Annotated in this window: 17 protein-coding genes and 2 riboswitches; of the genes, 8 read left to right on the top strand and 9 right to left on the bottom strand. The window is 70.1% G+C overall.

Going from position 1 to position 20734, the window contains the following annotated elements; translation table 11 throughout:
- The first annotated feature begins 142 nt into the window (after positions 1 to 142).
- The 4 genes from CXP56_RS02300 (at position 143) to CXP56_RS02285 (ending at position 5732) form a co-directional block, all read left to right on the top strand.
- Positions 143 to 616, top strand: coding sequence for a bifunctional nuclease family protein (locus CXP56_RS02300; protein ID WP_028847162.1), 474 nt, complete (start codon positions 143 to 145; stop codon positions 614 to 616).
- A 241-nt stretch (positions 617 to 857) separates the two neighbouring features.
- Positions 858 to 1430: a MerR family transcriptional regulator gene (locus CXP56_RS02295; protein ID WP_028847161.1), complete on the top strand. Its 573-nt coding sequence runs from the start codon at positions 858 to 860 to the stop codon at positions 1428 to 1430.
- 55 nt (positions 1431 to 1485) lie between these two features.
- Positions 1486 to 1576, top strand: a riboswitch (glycine riboswitch).
- Positions 1577 to 1683, top strand: a riboswitch (glycine riboswitch).
- A 38-nt stretch (positions 1684 to 1721) separates the two neighbouring features.
- Positions 1722 to 4625: an aminomethyl-transferring glycine dehydrogenase gene (gene gcvP / locus CXP56_RS02290; protein WP_286899516.1), complete on the top strand. Its 2904-nt coding sequence runs from the start codon at positions 1722 to 1724 to the stop codon at positions 4623 to 4625.
- A 93-nt stretch (positions 4626 to 4718) separates the two neighbouring features.
- On the top strand, positions 4719 to 5732 hold the full coding sequence (locus tag CXP56_RS02285) for a PHP domain-containing protein (protein WP_286899574.1): 1014 nt from the start codon (positions 4719 to 4721) through the stop codon (positions 5730 to 5732).
- Positions 5733 to 5831: 99 nt separating this feature from the next.
- On the opposite strand, the gene CXP56_RS02280 is transcribed toward CXP56_RS02285, so the two are convergent.
- Entirely contained in the window at positions 5832 to 6461 is a 630-nt protein-coding gene (locus CXP56_RS02280; RefSeq protein WP_051310035.1) for a cysteine peptidase family C39 domain-containing protein, read from the bottom strand.
- 151 nt (positions 6462 to 6612) lie between these two features.
- Here CXP56_RS02280 and CXP56_RS02275 point away from each other — a divergent pair, with 151 nt between their 5' ends.
- Positions 6613 to 9699 carry a Tn3 family transposase gene (locus CXP56_RS02275; RefSeq protein WP_286899513.1) on the top strand — a complete coding sequence of 1029 codons (3087 nt, stop codon included), beginning with the start codon at positions 6613 to 6615 and terminating at the stop codon, positions 9697 to 9699.
- An 18-nt stretch (positions 9700 to 9717) separates the two neighbouring features.
- Here CXP56_RS02275 and CXP56_RS02270 read toward each other — a convergent pair whose 3' ends face one another.
- A complete protein-coding gene (locus CXP56_RS02270) occupies positions 9718 to 10332 on the bottom strand; it encodes a class I SAM-dependent methyltransferase (protein WP_286899512.1) in 615 nt (204 codons plus the stop codon).
- A gap of 50 nt (positions 10333 to 10382) precedes the next feature.
- On the opposite strand from CXP56_RS02270, the gene CXP56_RS02265 reads away from it, so the two are divergent.
- Positions 10383 to 10781 (top strand): ArsR/SmtB family transcription factor, encoded by a 399-nt coding sequence (locus CXP56_RS02265; RefSeq protein ID WP_028847156.1) that lies wholly within the window; start codon positions 10383 to 10385, stop codon positions 10779 to 10781.
- The gene (locus tag CXP56_RS02260) at positions 10778 to 12748 is read left to right on the top strand and encodes a heavy metal translocating P-type ATPase (protein ID WP_286899510.1); all 1971 of its coding nucleotides are present in this window, start codon (positions 10778 to 10780) and stop codon (positions 12746 to 12748) included. Before CXP56_RS02265 ends, CXP56_RS02260 begins: the two co-directional genes overlap by 4 nt.
- Before the next feature lie 41 nt (positions 12749 to 12789).
- On the opposite strand, the gene CXP56_RS02255 is transcribed toward CXP56_RS02260, so the two are convergent.
- From CXP56_RS02255 to CXP56_RS02240, 4 genes are all read right to left on the bottom strand, one after another.
- Positions 12790 to 13764, bottom strand: a complete 975-nt coding sequence (locus CXP56_RS02255) for a tyrosine-type recombinase/integrase (RefSeq protein WP_015786296.1) — start codon at positions 13762 to 13764, stop codon at positions 12790 to 12792.
- A 98-nt stretch (positions 13765 to 13862) separates the two neighbouring features.
- Positions 13863 to 14924 (bottom strand): WXG100 family type VII secretion target, encoded by a 1062-nt coding sequence (locus CXP56_RS02250; protein ID WP_286899506.1) that lies wholly within the window; start codon positions 14922 to 14924, stop codon positions 13863 to 13865.
- A complete protein-coding gene (locus tag CXP56_RS02245) occupies positions 14914 to 15081 on the bottom strand; it encodes a hypothetical protein (protein ID WP_286899504.1) in 168 nt (55 codons plus the stop codon). The genes CXP56_RS02250 and CXP56_RS02245 overlap by 11 nt, the downstream gene beginning before the upstream one ends.
- A 263-nt stretch (positions 15082 to 15344) precedes the next feature.
- The gene (locus CXP56_RS02240; RefSeq protein ID WP_084609106.1) at positions 15345 to 16577 is read right to left on the bottom strand and encodes an MFS transporter; all 1233 of its coding nucleotides are present in this window, start codon (positions 16575 to 16577) and stop codon (positions 15345 to 15347) included.
- Positions 16578 to 16589: 12 nt separating this feature from the next.
- Between CXP56_RS02240 and CXP56_RS02235 the strand changes: the two genes are divergently transcribed.
- The gene (locus CXP56_RS02235) at positions 16590 to 17423 is read left to right on the top strand and encodes an aldo/keto reductase (protein WP_028847152.1); all 834 of its coding nucleotides are present in this window, start codon (positions 16590 to 16592) and stop codon (positions 17421 to 17423) included.
- A gap of 9 nt (positions 17424 to 17432) precedes the next feature.
- On the opposite strand, the gene CXP56_RS02230 is transcribed toward CXP56_RS02235, so the two are convergent.
- The 3 genes from CXP56_RS02230 to CXP56_RS02220 form a co-directional block, all read right to left on the bottom strand.
- Complete coding sequence (locus CXP56_RS02230; protein ID WP_286899501.1) at positions 17433 to 17984, bottom strand: hypothetical protein; 552 nt, start codon at positions 17982 to 17984, stop codon at positions 17433 to 17435.
- Between the two features lie 243 nt (positions 17985 to 18227).
- Positions 18228 to 19322: a hemolysin family protein gene (locus CXP56_RS02225; RefSeq protein ID WP_286899500.1), complete on the bottom strand. Its 1095-nt coding sequence runs from the start codon at positions 19320 to 19322 to the stop codon at positions 18228 to 18230.
- Positions 19319 to 20641 carry a hemolysin family protein gene (locus CXP56_RS02220; RefSeq protein WP_502694558.1) on the bottom strand — a complete coding sequence of 441 codons (1323 nt, stop codon included), beginning with the start codon at positions 20639 to 20641 and terminating at the stop codon, positions 19319 to 19321. Before CXP56_RS02220 ends, CXP56_RS02225 begins: the two co-directional genes overlap by 4 nt.
- Between the last annotated feature and the right edge of the window lie 93 nt (positions 20642 to 20734).

The following is a 20734-nucleotide window of genomic DNA, read 5'->3' as shown; positions in this document are numbered from 1 at the left end:
GGGATGTCTCGCCGCCTACTGAGAGTGGCGGCGAAACGCTGGGCAGATTGCCCGGATGACGGGTAGCGTCGATACAGACGATGCGGGATCCTCGGACTGAAGCGAGGTGCATTCCCGCGCCACGAGTGGGAGGCGAGGCCCGATGAACGAGATGCGCGTCGTCGGCGTGCGGGTCGAACTGCCCGCGAACACCCCGATCCTGCTGTTGCGGGAAGCCCACGGGGACCGCTACCTGCCGATTTGGATTGGATCGGTGGAGGCCACTGCTATCGCGCTCGAGCAGCAGGGCGTGCGTCCTGCGCGGCCGTTGACCCATGACCTGCTCAAGGACGTCATCGGGGCCTTGGGTCGGCAGTTGGAGCAGGTGGTGATCACCGACCTCAAGGAAGGCACGTTCTTCGCGGAACTGGTCTTCGACGGCAACGTCCGGGTCTCTGCCCGGCCGAGCGACTCGGTGGCGCTTGCGCTGCGTGCGGGTGTTCCGATCCACGCCGAGGACTCGGTGCTGGACGAAGCGGGCTTGATCATTCCGGACGAGCAGGAGGACGAGGTGGAGAAGTTCCGCGAGTTCCTCGACTCGGTCACGCCGGAGGACTTCCGCGGCGCGGACACCTGACCGACGCCCGACGGCGCGGGTCAGCGCGCACGCGACGTACCGCACCGCCGCGCCCGGCCCGGTGCGGCGAGCGGCCGGTAGGCCGGCACAGGCGGTGATCGGGTGAATTCGGTGGGTGCCGGGCGGCAAGCCTCAAGCCGAGGTCGAGGTTTGTGGCGAGTCGCGTTGACCGGGCTTGCGGTGGGGCATACCGTCGGACGCAGTGAATCGCGTGCGTGTGATTCGGCACCGGGAGGTTTGCGTGGTCGACAACGAGACCAGGCCCGTGCAGCGTGAGGGTGGCGAGCAGGGAGAACTGTTCCCGGACTCGTCGGTGCCCGACGACCTTGTCGGCTACCGTGGCCCGGCTGCCTGTCAGATCGCCGGCATCACCTACCGGCAGTTGGACTACTGGGCACGCACCAAGTTGGTCGAGCCGAGCATCCGCACCGCGCACGGCTCCGGTTCCCAACGGCTGTACTCGTTCAAGGACCTGCTGGTTCTGAAGATCGTCAAGCGCCTGCTGGACGCGGGCGTGTCGTTGCAGAACATCCGGACCGCCGTCGACCATTTGCGCGACCGCGGCGTGCGGGACCTGGCCACGGTGACGCTGTTCTCCGACGGCACCACCGTCTACGAGTGCACCTCGCCGGAGGAGATCGTCGATCTGCTGCAGGGCGGCCAGGGCGTGTTCGGCATCGCGGTCAGCGGAGCGATGCAGGAGATCACCGGCAGCATCCACGAGTTCCCGGCCGAACGGGTCGACGGCAGCAAGGTCGCCCTTCCGGTACGGGACGAGCTGGCCGAGCGCCGCTCGGCCCGTAAGACGGGCTGATACCAACACGTGCCGTGACGAACGCCGTCCCGCGGTTACACTGACGGCGTAGTCGTTGACCCGTGCGGGAGAGTCCGAGTACCGCTCGGCGCCGAAGGAGCAACCTCTCCCCGGAACCTCTCAGGCACCAGGACCGCACGGTGAGACGCCTCTGGATAGCAGGCACGGCCCGCGTGCCTCGCCGAAGGTGCAAGTCCGCGTGTGCGGACGAAGCTCTCAGGCACCCGTCGTGGGTAGGGACAGAGGGGGAGGACCGTAGCTGGCGCCCGCTCGATTGCCCGGAGGCCCACGATGTCGCGACCCAGTCTGGCAGAACTCGAACACGGCACCCCGTTCGTCGACCGGCACATCGGCCCGCGCCGCGCGGAGCTGGAGCGCATGCTCCGCACCATCGGCGTGGAGTCGCTCGAGCAGCTGGCCGACGCCGCGGTCCCGCGGTCGATCCGGGACAGCGAGCCGCTGCGCCTGCCGCCCCCGGCCACCGAGGCCCAGGTGCTGGCCGAACTGCGCGCGCTCGCCGCCCAGAACAAGCCGATGGTGCAGATGATCGGCCAGGGCTACTACGGCACGGTCACCCCGCCGGTCATCCGGCGGCAGATCCTGGAGAACCCCGCCTGGTACACCGCGTACACCCCGTACCAGCCGGAGATCTCCCAGGGCAGGCTGGAAGCGCTGCTGAACTTCCAGACCATGGTCGCCGATCTCACCGGCCTGCCGGTGGCGAACGCGTCCATGCTGGACGAGGCGACCGCGGCGGCGGAGGCGATGACCCTGGTGCGCCGCGCGGCGCGCAAGAACACCTCGACCAGGTTCCTGGTCGACGCCGACACGTTCCCGCAGACCATCGCTGTCCTGCAGACCCGCGCCGAGCCGCTGGGCATCGAGCTGGACATCCGCGACGTCGGTCAGTTCGCGGCCGCGTTCGAGGAGAACACCTTCTTCGGTGTGCTGCTGTCCTACCCGTCGGCTTCCGGAGCCGTCCGTGACGACCGCGAGCTGGTCGACCTGGCGCACGCGCACGACGCGGCCGTCGTGGTGGCGGCCGACCTGCTGGCCCTGACGCTGCTGCGGCCGCCGGGCGAGATCGGCGCCGACGTGGTCGTCGGCTCGGCCCAGCGGTTCGGCGTGCCGATGGGATTCGGTGGCCCGCACGCCGGCTACCTGGCCGTGCGGCAGGGGCTGGAACGCCAGCTGCCCGGCAGGCTGGTCGGCGTGAGCACGGACGCCGACGGCTCGATCGCCTACCGGCTGGCGCTGCAGACGCGTGAGCAGCACATCCGGCGGGAGAAGGCCACGTCGAACATCTGCACCGCTCAGGTGCTGCTCGCCGTGGTCGCTGCGGCCTACGCGGTGTACCACGGCGCGGAGGGACTGCGGGCCATCGCGCAGCGCGCGCATCGGATGGCCGCCGTGCTGGCCGCCGGATTGCGGGCCGGGGGCGTCGAGCTGGTACACGACGCGTTCTTCGACACGGTCCGTGCGGTGGTCCCCGGGCGGGCGAAGACGGTCGTCGAGCAAGCCCGCGGCCTGGGGGTGAACCTGCACCTCGTCGATGCCGATCACGTCGGGATCTCGTGCGACGAGACGACCACCCGCGAGCACCTGTCGCTGGTGTGGAAGGCGTTCGGGTTGTCCGTCGCCGACGCCGACGCGCTGGACGACAGCACGCCCGACGCGCTCCCGGAGCCGCTGCTGCGGAGCTCGGAGTACCTCACCCACCCGGTGTTCAACACCCACCGGTCGGAGACCGCCCTGCTCCGCTACCTGCGCGAGCTGTCCGACAAGGACGTGGCGTTGGACCGCAGCATGATCCCGCTCGGGTCGTGCACGATGAAGCTCAACGCCGCAGCGGAGATGGAGGCGATCACCTGGCCGGAGTTCGCCGAGCTGCACCCGTTCGCGCCCGCCGAGGACGCGGCAGGCCTGCTGCGCATCGTCGCCGACCTGCAGCGCTGGCTGGCCGAGATCACCGGCTACGACGCGGTGTCGCTGCAGCCCAACGCTGGAAGCCAGGGCGAGCTCGCCGGCCTGCTGGCGATCCGCGCCTACCACCGCAGCCGCGGCGACGACCAGCGCCAGGTGTGCTTGATCCCGTCCAGCGCACACGGCACGAACGCCGCCAGCGCGGTCATGGCAGGCATGCGCGTGGTCGTGGTCAAATGCGACGCGGACGGCAACATCGACATCGATCACCTGCGTGAGCTGGCCGCACAGCACGCCGACGACCTCGCCGCGATCATGGTCACCTACCCGTCGACCCACGGCGTGTACGAGGACACCGTCGCCGAGGTCTGCCGCATCGTGCACGATCACGGCGGCCAGGTCTACATCGACGGGGCGAATCTGAACGCGCTCATCGGGCTGGCCAGGTTCGGCAAGTTCGGTGCGGACGTGTCGCACCTGAACTTGCACAAGACCTTCTGCATCCCGCACGGCGGCGGTGGCCCCGGGGTGGGACCGATCGGCGTGCGCGGGCACCTGGCCCCCTTCCTGCCGAATCACCCGCTGCAGCCGGGGGCGGGCCCGGACACCGGCGTCGGCCCGGTCAGCGCCGCTCCGTGGGGTTCGGCGTCGATCCTGCCGATCAGCTGGGCGTACATCCGCATGATGGGCGCCGAAGGGCTCAAGCGTGCCACCTTGGCGGCGATCGCTGCGGCGAACTACGTAGCGCGGCGCCTGCACGAGCACTACCCGGTGCTGTACTCGGGCCGCAGATTGGACACGGACGCGCCGGGCGCGGTCGGCCTGGTGGCGCACGAGTGCATCCTGGACCTGCGCGGTATCACCAAGGCGACCGGCATCACCGTCGACGACGTCGCCAAGCGGCTGGCCGACTACGGCCTGCACGCGCCCACGATGTCGTTCCCGGTGGCAGGCACGCTGATGGTGGAGCCGACGGAGAGCGAGGACCTGGCCGAGCTGGACCGGTTCTGCGACGCGATGATCGCCATCAAGGGCGAGATCGACCGGGTCGCGGCGGGGGAGTGGCCGAAGGACGACAACCCGCTGGTCGGCGCCCCGCACACGGCGGCATGCCTGACCGGTGAATGGGATCACGCCTACAGCCGCCAGGAGGCGGTGTTCCCGGCCGGGTCACGCGGACCGAAGATCTGGCCCCCGGTGCGGCGCATCAACCAGGCCGCGGGGGATCGCAACCTGGTCTGCTCCTGCCCTCCGCTGGAGGCTTTCGCCTAGGGCCGGGGTGCAGCTGCCGGCCGGCGTCGCGGTGGGTGCGACGAAGTGCCCGCAGCCCGGCACAGTGCGGTAGCGTCGGCGGGCATGCCACCACTGTCCCCGGTCGAGGCGCTACGTCGCATCGCGTTCCTGCTCGAACGCGCCCAGGAGCCGACGTACCGCGTGCGCGCCTTCCGTACCGCCGCTGCCGTCGTCGGAGCGCTCCCGGACGACGAACTCCGGCGGCGCGCCGCGAACGGCACGCTGACCGACCTGAAGGGCATCGGCAAGGTGACCGCCACGGCGATCACCGAAGCGCTTGCCGGGGAGATTCCGGTGTACCTGCGCCGCCTCGAGGCCACCGGAGGACGGCCGGTTGCCGAAGGCGGCGCAGAGATCCGCGCGGCCCTGCGCGGTGACCTGCACACGCACTCGGACTGGTCGGACGGCGGCAGCCCGATCGAGGAGATGGCGCTGGCCGCACGCGAGCTCGGCCACTCCTACATCGCGCTGACGGATCACTCGCCCCGGCTGACGGTGGCCAACGGGCTGTCGGCCGACCGGCTGCGCCGGCAGCTGGACGTCGTCGCCGAGCTGAACGAGAAGCTGACGGGCATACGCATCCTCACCGGCATCGAGGTCGACATCAACGAGGACGGTTCGCTCGACCAGGACCCCGAGCTGCTGGAACGCCTGGACGTCGTGGTGGCCAGCGTGCACTCCAAGCTGCGCATGCCGCGGCGGGAGATGACGCGCCGCATGGTGCGGGCGGTGGAGAACCCGCACACCGACGTGCTGGGGCACTGCACGGGCAGGCTGATCGCCGGCGGGCGGGGGAGGAGGCCGGAGTCCGAGTTCGACCCCGAGGTGGTGTTCGCCGCCTGCGCGGATCACCAGGTCGCGGTGGAGATCAACTCCCGGCCGGAGCGGCTTGATCCGCCCAAGCGGCTGCTCCGCTTGGCGGTCGAGGCCGGTTGTTCGTTCGCCGTCGACACCGATGCACACGCGCCGGGACAGCTGGACTGGCAACCGTACGGTTGCGAGCGGGCGGCCGCCTGCGGTGTCCCGGTCGAGCGGATCGTCAACTCCTGGACGGCGGACAAGCTGCTCGCCTGGACCCGCTCCTGACCGCCGGGGCCCACCGGCACCCGCTCGCGATCATCGCCGGTGACGGCGCCCGGCCGCTGCGGTGCCGGGCCAGGAGCTGCTTCCGCGCACTCGCTTCGGCTACTTCGGAACCATGACCGACTGCACGTGGTCGAACCCCGCGCTGTCGGACAGGTTGCCGTTGAGGAAGTCTTCCTCCGGAACCCGCACGGTCTCGCCGCCGGTCGGTTCGTAGATCAGCACGTCTCCGCCTTCGTTGCCGACGATCAGCACGTAATGCATGCCGTCGGCCGGGTTCTGGTTGGCGACCAGCACCGGCACCGGCGTGCCCTCGTTGGCTGCCGTGAGGGCGTCGCGCATGTCGCGCGACACGTCCCGCTGGTCGGTGTCGTCCACGAGGCGCCATTCGTACTCCGTGCCCATGGCGTCGGCATGCTGATTCAGATACGCCGCCATGTCGGGCGGGGTCGTGCCCAGCGCCTGCGGCCAGTGCGGGATACCGCCCGGCAAGCGGTGGGTGTTCGTCCACTCGTGCACCCGGTCGCGCTCGCGCTTGAAGTTCTCCTCGAAGTCGCCCTCGGTCAGCGACAGCGCATACAGCGGGTCCGCCTCCGCCCGAGCGATGATCAGCGACGTTGTGCCGCACGTGGTGTCCTCGTACTGGCGGACGTCGATGCCTCCCCGTCGCTGATCACCGACACCGCCGCGGTCGATCAACGACAGGTGCTGGCTCAGTTCTTCCGGCGACATGCCACGGATCGGGGCGTGAGGAACATCGGAACGGAAACTGGCGCTAAGCCTCCAATGCCCCGATCCGCTCGTTGACGGCCTTGATCGTTTTGCTGAAGCTTCGCTGCGGTTCCGCCGCAGTGGGTGGATGTAGATCTGAAAGGCCAGTGAGTTGCCAGTTGAGTTCCTGTCCGATGAGCAGGCTGCGGCCTACGGCCGGTTGCCCGAGGTGTTGTCGCGGGCAGAGTTGGAGCGGTTCTTTTTCCTCGACGACGTTGACCGGGGCCTGGTGGAGGCCAAGCGGCGCGATTACAACAAGCTCGGGTTCGCGCTCCAGCTCGTGACGGTGCGCAACGTCGGGGCGTTCCTCGATGACCCGCTGGACGTGCCGGTCGAGCTGGTCGACTATCTCGCCGAGCAGCTCGGAATCGTGGACTCGTCGTGCGTGAAGTCCTACGGCGAGCGGGAGAAGACCCGCTTCGAGCACGTCTGGGAGCTGCGCCAGGCCGGTGGCTGGCACGAGTTTTCGGTGGTGGAGAACGAGCTCGGCGAGTGGATCGAGGCCCGCGCCTGGACCACCGGAGACGGGCCGAAGGCGCTGTTCGACGTCGCGGTCTCATGGCTGCGAGAGCGCAAGGTGCTGCTGCCAGGCGTGACCCGGCTGGTCCGGCTGGTCGCCGCCCAGCGAGAGGCGGCGAACCGGCGGTTGTGGGAGACGCTGTGTGATCTGCTTGACGACGAGCAGCGCGCCGCGCTGGATGGGTTGTTGGAGGTGCCGGAGGGGCACCGGAATTCGCGGTTGGACACGCTGCGGCGGCCGCCGGTGCGGGTGTCGGGTCCGGCGATGGTCGATGCCCTTCAGCGCGCGTCGGAGATCCTCGGGTTGGGGTTCGTCGAGGTGGACACTGAGGTGGTGCCGCCGCGCCGGTTGGCGGAGTTGTCGCGGTATGGGGTGCAGGGCAAGGCCAGTTTGCTGCGTCGTCACGGTGATTCCCGGCGGGCGGCGACGCTGTTGGCCACGGTGGTCTACCTGCAAACTCGGGCAGTCGATGACGCCCTGGATCTGCTGGATGTGCTGATCGCCTCGAAGCTGCTGGCGCGGGCGGAGCGGGAATCGGCCAAGGAGAAGCTGCGCACCCTGCCCAAGCTGGGCAAGGCGTCGGCGAAGCTTGCGGCCGCGCTGGGGGTGTTGCTGGAGGTGACCGGCGCGCACGATGGCCTGGCCGAGCAGGCCGCCGACGACGGCGACACCATCGAGCCGGTCAGTTTGGCGCAGGTGTGGGCCGAGATCGAGGCCGTGGTGCCCCGCGCCGAGCTGGCCGAGGCTCTGGTCGCGGTGGTGGAGCTCGCGGGGCCGCTGGACTCGGATGCGGATGAGGCGTGGCGGGCGGAGTTGGTGAAGCGGTTCGTCACGGTGCGGCCGTTCCTGCCGTTGTTGTGTGAGGTGATCCGCTTCGGCGCCGCGCCCGAAGGGCGTCAGGTGCTGGCGGCGTTGCGGGATCTGCCTCGGTTGTGGGGCGGCGGCCGCAACAAGGTCGCCCGCTCCGAGATCGACGAGCAGCTGCTGATCGGCTCGTGGCGCAGGTTGGTGCTGCACGCCCCGGAGCTGGAGCCAGGGACGATCGATTGGCGGGCTTACACCTTCTGTGTGCTGGAGCAGTTCCACCGCTGTTTGCGGCGTCGGGACATCTTCGCGGTCAACTCCAGTAAGTGGGGCGACCCGCGCGCCAAGCTCCTCGCCGGCAGTGCGTGGACCACCGCGAAGCCGGTGGTGCTGTCCAGTCTCGGACTGCCACCCGACCCGAACGAGCACCTCGACGAGTGCGCCGAGCTGTTGGACGCCACCTTCCGCGAAGTCACAGCGGGACTGCCGGAGAACACCGCGGTGCGCTTCGACGAGGACGGCCGCCTGCACCTCTCAGCGCTGCCAGCGGAGGCGGAGCCGCCGAGCCTGGCCAACCTGCGGGCGCTGACCAACCGGATGCTGCCCCGCGTCGACCTTCCGGAGGTGTTGCTGGAGGTCTTCTCCTGGACCGGCGCCGACCAGGCGTTCACCTCGATCACCGGCGGCGAAGCCCGCCTGGCCGACCTGCACATCACCATCGCCGCGCTACTGGTGTCCGAGTCCTGCAACATCGGCTGGACTCCAGTGATCAAGCACAGCGTGCCGGCGTTGACGCGGGATCGTCTGGCGCACGTGGACGCGACCTACCTGCGGATGGACACCCTCAAAGCCGCCAACACCTTCCTGATCGAGCACCAGGCCCGCATCGGCCTTGCTCAGGTGTGGGGCGGCGGGCACGTGGCCAGTGTCGACGGGATGCGGTTCGTCGTGCCGGTGCAGACCATCAATGCCCGCCACAACCCGCACTACTGGGGCCAGAAACGGGGCGCGACCTGGCTGAACATGGTGAACGATCAGGCCGCCGGGCTCGCCGGGAAGGTCGTGGCGGGCACCCCACGCGACTCCCTGCACGTGCTGGACGTGCTGTATGACCGCGACGGCGGGCAGAAACCGCAGATGATCGTCACTGACACCGCCTCCTACTCCGACATCGTCTTCGGGCTGCTCACTCTCGCCGGGTACACCTACGCCCCGCAGTTGGCCGACCTGCCCGATCAGAAGCTGTGGCGCATCGACACCCGCGCCGACTACGGGCCCTTCACCACAGCGGCTCGCGGCCGCATTGATCTCGACCGGATCCGGCGGCACTGGGAGGACATCCTGCGCGTGGTCGCCTCGATCCACACCGGTGCCGTCCGCGCTCACGACGTGATCCGGATGCTGTCCCGCGACGGCCACCCCACCCCGTTGGGTGAGGCGATCGCGCACTACGGCCGGATCCACAAGACGCTGCACGTGCTGCGGATGGTCGACGACACCGGCTACCGCCGCGACATCAAAGCCCAGGCCAACCTCCAGGAAGGCCGCCACGCCTTGGCCCGGCGGATCTTCCACGGCCAGCGCGGCGAACTACGCCAGCGCTACTACGAAGGCATGGAAGACCAACTCGGCGCCCTGGGCCTCGTCCTCAACGCGATCGTGCTGTTCACCACCCGCTACCTGGATGCCGCCATCACCGAACTCCGTGCCGGCGGCTACGAAGTCCACGACGAAGACGCGGCCCGGCTCTCGCCGTTCGTACGCCACCACATCAACATGCTCGGCCGGTATTCGTTCCTGCTCCCCGCCGATCTGGCCCAGGGCCTGCGGCCGCTGCGTGATCCGTCCGAGCCCGACGAGGACAACGAACGGTGACACCCCGCTCGGGGTGGCTTAGGGCCGGTAGGTGGCCACCCCGAGCACGTACCGGCCGCGGCGGCGGGTCAGGTACTGCTGGTCGACGACGAGATGGTGGCGTGCCAGCTCGGAGAGGAATTCCTCGGCGGTGAAGCGGTTCTCGGCCGGGTGGTCGAACAGCAGCCGGTAGGTAGGGGTGGCCAGGGCCAGGGCGGTGACTTCGTCGAGGTAGAACCGCCCGCCCGGGGTGAGGACGCGGGCGATCTCGGCCAGGGCGTCGGGCCAATGGGGGATGTGGTGGATGATCGCGAAGTCGAACACCGCGTCGTAGCGGGAGAGGGGCTCGCCCAGCGTGGTGTGCAGGTCGGTGGCGCTGCCCTGGGCGAGGCGGACCCGCTGGCCGTAGCGGCGGGTCAGGCGCCGCCGGGCCCGGGTGATCATCGCGGGGTCCAGGTCGATCGCGTCGACGTGGCCGGCGCCGAAACGGTCCAGGATCAGCTGGGTGCCGTAGCCCGGCCCGCAGCCCAGCTCCAGCACCCGCGCCCCGGGTGGCAGCGGCCCGCCGAGCCGGCGCATCCACGGCACCTCGTAGTAGCGCTGCAACCACCGCCGGGGCGGGGAGTTGACCAGCGCGGTCTCGACCCGGTTCATCAACATCACAACACCTCGATTGCATCGTCACATATTGCTATTATCGGGTTATGACGATGAATAGCATGGAGGGGTGCCTGGCGTCGAGCCCGCCGGGCGCGAACCTGGATCCGGCTGTGGCGTTGTTTCACAGCCTGTCGGACGCCACGCGGTTGGCGATCGTGCAGCGCCTGGCCGGCGGGGAGGCCCGGGTCGCCGATCTGATCGCCGAGCTGGGGCTGGCGCAGTCGACGGTGTCGGCGCACGTGGCGTGCCTGCGGGACTGCGGGCTGGTCGTGGGGCGCCCGCAGGGGCGGCAGGTGTTCTACAGCCTGGCCCGCCCGGAGCTGATGGACCTGCTGGCCTCGGCTGAGACGCTGCTGGCCGCGACCGGCAACGCGGTGGCGCTGTGCCCGACCTACGGCACCGACACCACCGGTGATACCGAGAACGGGGAGGTCGTGCGGTGAGCGACGCCTGCGGCTGCGGCAGCGACGAGCCCCGCACCGGCGAGGAAGAAGAGCGCGAGCCGGAACGGCTCTGGCAGGTCAGCGAACTGCGCTTCGCCGCGATCGCCGGGGTGCTGCTGCTGGCCGGATACGCGGTGGAGTGGGCCGGGGCGGGCTCCACACTGGCGCTGGCCCTGAAGGCGCTGGCCTTGGTCGCCGGGGCCTACACCTTCGTGCCCTCCACGCTGAAGCGACTGGCCCAGGGCAAGATCGGGGTCGGCACCCTGATGACCATCGCCGCGGTCGGCGCGGTGATCCTGGGTGAGGTCGGCGAGGCCGCGATGCTGGCCTTCCTCTACTCCATCAGCGAGGGCCTGGAGGAATACTCCCTGGCCCGCACCCGCCGCGGGCTGCGGGCGCTGCTGTCCCTGGTCCCCGAGGAAACCACGGTGCTGCGCAACGGCAGCGAGACCGTGGTGGCCCCGTCCGAGTTGCGGGTCGGGGACCGGATGCTGGTCAAGCCCGGGGAGCGCATCGCCACCGACGGCGTGATCCGCACCGGCCGCACCGCGCTGGACGTCTCCGCGATCACCGGCGAGTCCGTGCCGGTCGAAGCGGGCCCCGGCAGTGAGGTGTTCGCCGGGTCGATCAACGGCACCGGGGTGCTGGAGGTCGAGGTCACCACGACCTCCGAGGACAACTCACTAGCGCGGATCGTGCGGATCGTGGAGGCCGAGCAGTCCCGCAAGGGCGCCAGCCAGCGCCTGGCCGACCGCATCGCCAAACCCCTGGTGCCCGGCGTCATGATCGCCGCCGCGCTCATCGCCGGAATCGGCAGCCTCCTCGGCGACCCGACCACCTGGATCGAACGCGCCCTGGTCGTGCTCGTGGCCGCCTCACCCTGCGCGCTGGCGATCTCCATCCCCGTCACCGTCGTCGCCGCCATCGGTGCCGCGAGCAAGCACGGTGTGCTGGTCAAGGGCGGCGCCGCGCTGGAGGCCCTCGGCCGCGTGCGGGGGGTGGCGCTGGACAAGACCGGCACCCTGACCCGCAACCAGCCCGCCGTGGTCGACGTCGCCACCACCGACGGGACCCCGCGCGAGCGGGTGCTCGAGCTGGCCGCGGCGTTGGAGGCCCGCAGCGAACACCCCCTGGCCCGCGCGATCCTCGCCGCCGTCGACGGCGAGACGATCACCCCCGCGGCCGACGTGGAGGCGGTCACCGGCGCCGGGCTGACCGGCCAGCTCGACGGCCGCCCGGTGCGGCTGGGCCGCCCCGGCTGGCTGGAAGCCGGGCCGCTGGCCGCCGAGGTGCAGCGCATGCAGCAGGCCGGGTCCACCGCCGTGCTCGTCGAGGACGACGGCCGCGTGATCGGCGCGATCGCCGTGCGCGACGAACTGCGCCCCGAAGCCGCCGAGGTCATCACCCGGCTGTGCTCCGGCGGCTACCACGTCGCCATGCTCACCGGCGACAACCACGCCACCGCCACCGCCCTGGCCGCCGAAGCCGGTATCGACACCGTGCACGCCGAACTCCGCCCGGAGGACAAGGCCCGCATCATCAGCGAACTGGGCGACCGGCGATCGATGGCGATGGTCGGTGACGGTGTCAACGACGCCCCCGCCCTGGCCACCGCCGACCTGGGCATCGCCATGGGCGCCATGGGCACCGACGTCGCGATCGAAACCGCCGACGTCGCCCTCATGGGCGAAGACCTGCGGCACCTGCCCCACACCCTCGACCACGCCCGCCGCGCCCGCCGGATCATGCTGCAAAACGTCGGACTCTCCCTCGGGTTGATCATCGCTTTGATGCCGCTGGCGCTGTTCGGCGTCCTCGGCCTGGCCGCGGTGGTGCTGGTGCACGAGGTGGCCGAGGTCGTGGTCATCGCCAACGGGGTGCGCGCCGGCCGCGCCAAGCCGCTGCCCACACTGCCCGGCGGCAAGCCTGGGGCGGAGCGGCCCGCGACAGTGGGGGCCTCGGCGTAACCCGCAGCGAAACCCCGACGGTAGGGGCGGCCCGGCGGCCCCTACCGTCGGCTGTCGCCGGGCGCCAACAGGCTGGTGATCTCGGCGAGCGCCTGGTCGGAGGGTTTGAAGTACCGGCGCAGGTTCTCCGGCTTCCTATGCCGGGACTTCGCCATCAGCAGCAACAGGCTCGCTCCGGCCTCGCCGAGGTGCGTCAACGCGGAGTGGCGGAGCTCGTGCAGGTCCCAGCCCGTTCCTGGTCCCTGGAGTGCGGTGTGGGCATCCAGCAGAGCACGGGCCTGCCCGTAGGACAGCCGGGCCAGCCCGCTGTCCGGACACACATCACGGGGGCTGAGGACCTTGCACGGGCCGGGGTGGCGGTGAGTGACAAACACCGGGCCCCGGCTGCGGCCCTTGAGCAGGCGCGGCAACAACCGGGCGGTGCCGGCATCCCAGTAGACGGTCTCTAACATGAAATCCGCGCGCCCCTGGCCCCGCCGACGGGCCCGGGCCGCACCCTTGGCCTTGACCGGGCAGCGGCGCCCGGCCAGGTCGAGATCCTCGATGTTGATGCCGAGGATCTCCTCGGCGCGCGCGGCGCTCTCGTAGAGCATCCGGTACAGCGTCTTCTCCCGCAGGCCCACCTCCCGGTGTGCGATCAGCCGGTCGATCGCCAGGCGAGACCGGACTGGGGTTTGCGAGTCCGGCACCGTCATCCGCTTGGTCCACCCCGGAACGCTCGGAGCATCGTGGCCACGTTCCCGGCACCAAGCCAACCACGACAACACCGCGGCGCGGCGGGCGTTCCACGTGTTGACCGCCGCGCCGCCCCACAGCAGTTCCAGCGCCTCACCGACCTCGTCATCGGCCACCGCCGCCAGCGGCCGGCGCTCGCCCAACCGGTCGGCGGTCTTGCCCACCCCGGCCCCGTAGGCACGGAACGTGTTCGGGTTGCCCAGCGAGTCGAGGAACAGCTCGGCCGCCCGACCGATGGTCAGCGCCGAGGGGTTCGTCGGCAGCGCGACGACGGTGGACACCCGCGTTCTCCCTTGCCGCAGATAACAGGGCCGCCTCACGCGCCGCCGCGGGGATGTTCCCGCAGGACATGATCAGCGATGCCGCAGATAATAGGCCGTTATCTGCGGCATGAGTTCACGAACCTGCCGAAGCCGGCGTCGCGTTGATCAGCGACCAGGGACGACGAGGGCTTAGCGCCAGTTTCCGTTCCGATGTTCCTCAAACCCCGGATCCTCTCGGCGAACCTGGCCAGCTCGTCGACCGAGTGACCGGCGGCCAGGCCCTTGAGGATCCATGCCCGCTGCTCGTCGGACGCGGCGGCGTCGAGGATCTGCTGCAGGCGGGTCCGGTCGGCGTCGCTGAGCTCCTGCATCTTCCGGCCCGCGCGTTCCAGCTGGCTGGGGGTGAGGATGCCGTCGTCGTAGCCGTCGCCGAGCTCGGTCGTGACGGTCTTGCCTGCGAGCACCACGGCGTCGTCCGGCGCCATGCCGCCTTCGACCGCGGCCGCCGCCCTGGCCTTCCCGGCGAGATCGGCGAACCGGCTGGCCGCGCGGTCGGCGCTGTCGAGCGCGTCGGTGTAGACGTCGATGCATCCGTTGACCAGGTCGTAGGCCCTGCGGACCACGTCGAGCAACGCGGTGGGATCGGCCATCGGGACATCGCCTTCGAAGATGGTGATGTCCGGACCGGGGAACCAGTCCGGCGTGCCCACCCTGACCCGGATGTGGGTCGCGTCGTAGAAGGCGGCGTCCAGCTCCTCGTGCAGGCGGCTGTGCCGCTGTTGCTGGTCACGGATGTCGTCGGCGAGGTCTTCCAGCACCGTCGCCGCCCGGCGGAAGATCCCGGGGGTGGTGCCGATGGCCTTCTCGGTGGCCTGCAGCACCGCGGAGGCCTGCTGTGCCGCGCCGCCTTCCCATGCGGCGGGCAGGGTGGTGGTGCCCAGCCTGCCGGTGTCGGTGCCGATGAGCGCGATGACGTCCGCCGCGCTGCGATACGCCCGGGCGAGCTCTTCCAGCGTGTCGGGGTCACCCGGTGGCGGGGTGGAGATCTCGTCCAGGACATCCGAGATGAGCTCGGCGATCCGGACCGGGTTGGGGATCCCGCCGGGCAGGAAGAACTCGCTGAGCCGCTTCAGCCGCGACAGGATGGTGCTCACCTGCAGGTAGTCGTCACTGGACACGGCCGCCTCCGAACGATTCCCGGCCGGCGTCTTCCATCGCACGGTAGGTCTTGGCCGCGTTCCGCAGGGCCGAGCAAAGCTGTTCGAGGATGCGAATGTGCACGCCTACCTCGTCGAACCAGGCATCCTGCATTTTCGTGTAGGCGTCCCGGACCACCGAGAATCCGCACGCGCTGCCGCCGTCCCGCGCGGCGTCGTCCCACGTGGCGCGCGTTGCGCAGATCGTCGGCGAGATCGCACGCGGTGCGTCCGCCGCGTTCGACGGTTTCCGTCTCGACTCGGTATCCCGGCGGCATCATGGCCTCCCCGCTGTGCCTGGTGGTGAGTCATCCGGCGGCCCCCTGACTCGCCGGATGACCCGGTGGTGTGACGCGGTACCCGCAGCGGCCGTTTCGTCCGCCGGTGAAGTCTTTGCGTCAGCTAAGGCTGTCGTGGTCGCATCCGTACGAACGGCACCACACAGCCCGCGGCCAGCGCAAGCAGGCCGGCCGCCAACGCGAACGGGGCGGCGACCCCGGCGACGGCCGACAGCGCACCGGCGACGGCCGGCACCACGCTCTGTGCGACCCGGTTGCCGCTGACCCGCAACGCCAGCGCCGTGGCGCGGAGCCGTTTCGGCGCCTGCTGCACGACCCAGGTCATGGTCAGCGGCTGCCCCAGGCCCAGGGTCATGCCGAGCAGCACCATGAGCAGGACCAGCACCAGCGCGCCGCCGACCGTGATGAGCGCCGCCATGCCGCAAGCGGCCAGCCCGGTGCTGAGCAGGACGACGGTCAGCCTGCCGAACCGGACGACGAGCACGCCGATGAAGATCCGGGACAAGAACGAGGCGCCCGCACGCACGCTCAGCAGCACGCCGACGAATCCGGGAGACAGCCCGTAGCGAGTGCCCAGCACCGGCAGGTAGGCGGTGAGCAGATCCACGGCGGCGATCACGCTGCCGCTGACCAGCATCGCCACCGCCAGTTGCCGATCAGTGAGCATGCGCAACGCCGATCCCCGGCCGGATTTTTCGCCCGCCCGGCCGCTGGGCGCCACCGCCTCGCTGCCGCGCAGCACGAACAGCAGACCGCCGAACATGACCGAGGCGAGCGCGGTCACCGCGACGGCGACGTAGAAGGCGTAACCGGTGGCGAGCAGCAGCTCGCCGGGACCGGCGAGCGACATGGCCCAGCCCGCCGCCAGCGGTCCGGCCATCTGCCCGAGCGACGCGGCGGCGGTGAACCAGCCGAAGTTGCGATCGCGCCGGCCGGGTGCCGACATCCCGGTCACCAGCGCCTGGCCGCCGAGCATGACGGCCAGCTGCCCCACGCCGTACACCGTGTTGACCATGGCCAGCCACAGCAGTGACTCGATCTGGGACATTCCCAGTGCGCTGCCGAGCAGCAGCGCGAGGCCGCCAAGCACGATGGCGGGGACGCGTCCGCGGTCGCACAGCCGTCCCATCGGAACGGCGGCGAACACCGGAAGTATGGCGCCGGTCGCGACCACCACGCCGACGGTCGTCTCGTCGCCGCCGAGGGCCAGCACCCGGTAGGAGACCACCGGCCGGGCGAGAAAGGTCGTGGCGTGCACGACCGCGTTGCCCAACAGCAGAACCACCAGAGTCGTACGGCCGTCGCGTGGGTAGTTTGGATAAGTAACCGACGACATGGAGGCAACTGTATGGGGCAGGTTCCCAGCATCGACCTGACGACCGACGTGGCGATCCCGCAGTTGGGCTTCGGGGTGTTCCAGGTTCCGCCCGCCGAGACCAAGGCGGCGGTGGCCAAGGCCCTGCAGGTGGGATATCGCAGCATCGACACGGCCGCCGTCTACGGCAACGAGCGCCAGGTGGGCGAGGCGATCGCGGAAAGCGGCGTACCGCGCCAGGAGCTGTTCGTCACCACCAAGCTGTGGAATTCCGAGCAGGGCTACGACAGCACGCTCGCCGCGTTCGACGCCAGCATGGCGAAACTGGGCCTGGAGCAGCTGGATCTGTACCTGGTCCACTGGCCGGTGCCCAAGCGTGACCGCTACCTGGACACCTGGCGCGCCTTCGAACGGCTGCACGCCGACGGGCGGGTCCGGGCGATCGGCGTCTCCAACTTCACCGTGGACCACCTACGCCGACTGCTGGACGTGGCCGAGGTCCCGCCGGCCATCAACCAGGTGGAGCTGCATCCGCGGTTCCAGCAGCGCGAGCTGCGCGCGTTCCACGCCGAGCACGGCATCGCCACGGAGGCGTGGGCCCCGCTCGGCCAGGGCACGCTCATCGACCATCCGGTGCTGACCAAGATCGCCGCGAAGCACGGCCGCACGTCCGCGCAGGTGATGATCCGCTGGCACCTGCAGATCGGCAACGTGGTGATCCCGAAGTCGGTCACGCCGGAGCGGATCGAGCAGAACTTCGCGGTGTTCGACTTCGAGCTGGACCAGGACGATCTCGACGCGATCGCCGCACTGGACGACCCACACGGCCGGATCGGACCCGACCCGGAGACGTTCGACCAGGTGTGAGCGGCGCCGTCAGCTGTCGAAGCCGGCCTCCTCGAGCACGGAGGCCGGCTCCGGCTCGCTGAGGAAGTCGCGGAAGTCCTGGGCGGCGCGCTTCTGCACGATGTCCACCCCTTCGCCGTCGAGCACGACGTACGGGAGCAGGTGACCGGACCTGGACGTCAGCGGCGTCTGCATGCTGGCGACACGCGCCGGGTTGGACTTGCGCAAGCGGTCGCCGGCGTCGGCGGATTCGGCGATCCACACCGACGGCACGGCCAGCACCCGGTCGTCGTGCGAGCTGATCGCCTCCAGCGCCTCTTCCTCGTCGGCGGCGCTGACCTCCACCGTGATGCAGTACCCGGTGACCTCCCGGTCGCCCGCGTTCCACTTGTCGCCCACCTTGGTGAGCGGCCGTACCAGCTTCGGCGGCACGATGACCCGCAGGGTGCGGCGGCCTTCGGCGCATGTGTCGCCTTCCGCGTCGGCCCGGCTGCCGAGGTTGTTCGAACCCCACACCACGGCGAAGATCCCGGCACCCACGACGGCCAGCACGGCCAGCACGGCGAACGGCCATGTGGCCACACCCCTCCGCGCCCCGACCGCACGGTGATACCCGGTGCTCGTCGCGTCTTTGGCTCTGCGCCTGCGGGTCGGCTCGGGCTTGGAGTGCTTCCCCATCGTGGCCGGTTCCTTTCCTCACCGCATCGTCAGCGCCACAGCCCGATCGGGAAATTCGTGACCGAATCGATGCGAAAGGCGCTCACGGCGCGGAAGCTTATCACCCGTATTTCCGACTTTCGTCGCATTGACGGCCACTTCGGGTGATCACGTGACCGTTTTGTCTGTTTCTGGTGACGTGTTGTGCGCCCGTTGTCTGGACGTCACATGCGTGCCGTCACGCACCGTGCCCACGTACTCCTCGACGACGTCCTCCAGGGCCACCACACCGACGGCACGGCCGTCCTGTTCCACCACCGCCAGATGGCTGCCTTCCGCGCGCATGGTGGACAGCGCCCGCTCCAACGACGTGTCCCGCTGCAGGCGGGCCAGCCTGCGCACCTTGTGTTCCGGTACCGGCGTCTCCGGGGCGTCGCCGAGCTGATCCAGTACGTCTTTGACGTGGATGTAGCCGACGACCTCGCCGGACTCGGCAAGCACCGGGAAGCGCGAAAAGCCGGTGGAGGAGACGGCCCGTTCGACGGCGCCGAGCGTGACCCCGGCAGGCAGGGTGGTCAGCTCGGCCATCGGCACCAGCACGTCGGCCACGGTCTTGTCCACCGAGCTCAGCGCCTGACTCAGCCTGCGATGCTCGGACTGCTCGAGCAGCCCCTCCCGGCGCGACTCGCTGAGCAGGTTGGCCAGCTCGTGCGAGGTGTAGGCGGTCTCCAGTTCGTCCTTGGGCTGCACCTTGACCAGCCGCAGCAGCAGGTTGGCCGCGGCGTTGAGCAGCCAGGTGAACGGGCGGGTCACCTTCGCCCACAGCACCAGCGGCGGCACCAGCCACAGCGCCACCCGCTCCGGGTCGGCGATGGCCAGGTTCTTCGGCACCATCTCGCCGGCCAGCACGTGCAGCAACGTCATGATGGTCAGCGCGACGGTGAACGCGACCGGGTGCAGCACGTAGCCGGGCAAGACCAGGCCGACGGCGCCGAGTCCCTGCTCCAGCAGCGCCGCCACCGCAGGCTCGCCGACCAGCAACAGCAGCAGCGAGCAGATGGTGATGCCCAGCTGAGCCCCGGCGAGCAGCAGCGAGACCTGCTGGCTGGCGCTCACCACGATGCGGGCGCGGGCGGTGCCTTCGGCGAGCATGGCCTCGAGCCGGTCGCGGCGCGACGAGATCAGGCTGAACTCGGCGCCCACGAAGAACGCGTTGGCCAGCAGCAGCACCACGATCAGCGGGAGCGCGTTCCACGAGCTCACTGCGGCACCGCCTCGTCCAGCGGGCGGATGGCCAGCTCGGCGATGCGATGCCGGTCCATGCGGGTGACGGTCAGGCGCCAGCCGTCCACCACCACGTCGGCGCCCGGCTCGGGGATGACGCCCAGCAGCGACAACACCATGCCGGCAACCGTCTCGTAGTCGCCGTCCGGCATGCGGAACCCGGTGGCTTCCAGCAGCTCGTCCGGCCGCAGCTGGCCGGACACCAGCCAGCTGCCGCCGGCCAGCCGCCGGGACGGCGGGATCTCGCCGCTGTCGTGTTCGTCGCGGACGTCGCCGATGATCTCCTCGACCACGTCCTCCAGCGTCACGATGCCCGCCGTGCCACCGTACTCGTCCACCACCACGGCGAGCTGGAAGCTGGCGTCGCGCAGCCGGTTGAGCAAGGCGTCGCCGGGCAGCGACTCCGGCACCGTCGGCACCGGGCGCATCAGCGAGCTCGCCCGCACGTGCTTGCGCTGCTCGGCGGGCACGGTGAACGCCTGCTTGACGTGGATGGCGCCGGCGATGTCGTCGAGGTCCTCGCCGCAGACCGGGAAGCGGGACAGCCCGGTGCGCGCCGACAGCTCCACCAGCTCCTGCACCGTGCTGTCCTCGCGAAGGAACTCCACCTGGGTCCGCGGCGTCATCAGCTCGTCGGCGGTGCGATCACCGAACCGCAGCGACCGGTCCAGCAGCGTGGCGGTGACGGTGTCGAGCGTGCCGCTCTCCGCGGCGGACCGGACGATCGATCCGAGCTCCTGCGGGGAGCGGGCGGAGCGCAGTTCCTCCTGCGGCTCGACGCCGAACTTGCGCACCACCCAGTTGGCGCTGTCGTTCATCGCCCTGATCAGCCAGCCGAACACCGCCGAGAAGCGGGCGTGGTAGCCGATCACCGCACGGGCGGTGGGCAGCGGGCGGGCGATGGCCAGGTTCTTCGGCACCAGTTCGCCGAAGATCATCGACAGCGCGGTGGCGATGAGCACCGCCAGCGTCAACGACGTGGCACGTGCTGCCGCGTCCGGCATGCCGATGCCCGCCAGCAGCGGCTGCAGCAGCTCACCGATGATCGGTTCGGCGAGAAAACCGCTGATCAGGGTGGTGAGCGTGATGGCGATCTGCGCGCCGGAGAGCTGGAAGGACAGCGACCGGTGCGCGGCGAGCAGCGTCTTCGACCTGCGGTCGCCGACCTGTTTCACATTGGCTTCGACGGCGCTGCGCTCCAGCGCGGTGAGGGAGAACTCGGCCGCGACGGCCACGCCGGTGCCGAACGTGAGCAACAGGAACAGCAACAACCCGGCGACGGTGAGCAGGACGTCCATCACGCGCCGTCCGGGAAGCGGAGCAGACTGACACGAGCATGGCCGGGTTGGACACCCGGCTCGGTACTGTCACCAGGCGAACGTGACTGACTC

The organism is Thermocrispum sp. (assembly GCF_002919275.1).
In the GTDB taxonomy this organism is placed as follows: domain Bacteria; phylum Actinomycetota; class Actinomycetes; order Mycobacteriales; family Pseudonocardiaceae; genus Thermocrispum; species Thermocrispum agreste.
The sequence above is the reverse complement of the archived record's forward strand: the minus strand, read 5'-3'. Positions and strand labels throughout refer to the sequence as shown.